This window comes from Arthrobacter sp. P1_B3, assembly GCF_056406615.1.
Genome location: NZ_JBFTZV010000070.1, coordinates 1 through 1143, shown reverse-complemented (window position 1 = coordinate 1143; position 1143 = coordinate 1). Strand labels below are relative to the sequence as shown.

The 1143-nt window shown below is 60.8% G+C and carries 2 rRNA genes; both read left to right on the top strand.

Features of this window, described 5'->3' with window-relative positions:
• Positions 1 to 139 (top strand): 23S ribosomal RNA (locus AC1D2F_RS23885); the annotation flags it as partial.
• 220 nt (positions 140 to 359) lie between these two features.
• A 5S ribosomal RNA gene (rrf, locus tag AC1D2F_RS23880) occupies positions 360 to 476 on the top strand.
• The last annotated feature ends 667 nt before the right edge of the window (positions 477 to 1143 follow it).

Genomic DNA, 1143 nt, shown 5'->3' with positions numbered 1-1143 from the left:
CGCTTCGAGATGAGATTTCCATACACCTTGTGTGTGAGAGGCCCCCAGCCAGACCACTGGGTTGATAGGCCGGATGTGGAAGCGAGGACTAACGACTCGTGAAGCTGACCGGTACTAATAGGCCGATAACTTACACCACACACCCATCCCGTGAACGGATTCAAAAGACGTTCACACCCCGGGAAGGGTACAAAGAAACAAGACTGCTTGCGTCCACTATGTGGTTCCCAAACAACAAACCCGTCACCGACGGCACTGTTGCACAGGAACCGACAACAAAATAACAACACCACAGATGTTGTAACCACCAGATTTCCCACCCCCACGCCACCAGGCGCCGGCGGGTGCGGACACAGGGTTACGGCGGTCATAGCGTGGGGGAAACGCCCGGTCCCATCCCGAACCCGGAAGCTAAGACCCACAGCGCCGATGGTACTGCACCCGGGAGGGTGTGGGAGAGTAGGTCACCGCCGGAACACCATTCACGGTCGAGGACCCCCAACCACACGTTGGGGGTCCTCCCGCATTTAAGCTACCTTTCTACCCCGGCTGCTACCTAGTTGGACCTGCTCCCTCACGTCCCGCACCATCCCGGGGGAGCCTCGTTCACGTCTTCCTGCAGCTTCTCCTGCCGGACGCTCCCTCGCCTGCTGCCGCACGGGCCGGCAGGCACCCGGGACCCGGCGCCGCTGTCGAACACCCAAGACGTGCGGGAGGGGCTGGACAGGTCCCGCGATACGTGAGGGAGGGTCCTAGGTTTCCGGGCTCTTCACAATCCAGGATGTAGCAGCGGCCTGAAGCCGCCGGTCTCGAGTAGCGATCTGGCGATGTAGTTGGTGAGGTTGCGGAACCCGAGGGCGGAGCCGCGGAGGTGTTCGAGTCGTCCGTTGATCGCTTATGCCGATCTCTGGGTTATGCCGATCGATGAAATGTTTGACCTGCTCAGAGCGGGTTCCTGGCGGGTCTTGTCGGCATAGTTAGAGTGCTTCGAGCCATGTGAGGATCCCCGGCTCCGGTGTGTAGGTGCCGGGGGCGACAACGGGTGGCCTGGTCTTGTCCAGCGCGTCCTTTTTGGTCTGCATGTCGGCGTGAAGGTATATGTCGGTGGTGGAGGTCTGCTCATGGCCGAGCCATAGGGTAGGG